At 34.1% G+C, this 229-nt stretch carries 1 protein-coding gene; it reads left to right on the forward strand.

The window, feature by feature from the left end; translation table 11 throughout:
• Positions 1-229, forward strand: a 229-nt coding sequence (locus HMPREF3029_RS08330; RefSeq protein ID WP_210400786.1) for a CueP family metal-binding protein, incomplete at both ends; no start/stop codon positions are given.

The following is a 229-nucleotide window of genomic DNA, read 5'->3' on the forward strand; positions in this document are numbered from 1 at the left end:
TGTGAATTTCATAGCTTAACAGGTTGTCAGGGAGAGCTGATGAATGAAGAGATGGATGTAAAAATTACAGATGAAGATGGAGAAGTTCACGTTGATGAGAAGTTGACTACCCTTGAGAATGGTTTCTTGGATTTTTGGCTGCCAAGAGATAAAAATTACTCTTTAGAAATTAATTATGATGGAAAAAAAGTTGAATCTAATTTTTCAACTTTTGAGAATGACAGCACCT

This window comes from Nosocomiicoccus sp. HMSC059G07 (assembly GCF_001815515.1).
Lineage (GTDB): Bacteria > Bacillota > Bacilli > Staphylococcales > Salinicoccaceae > Nosocomiicoccus > Nosocomiicoccus ampullae_A.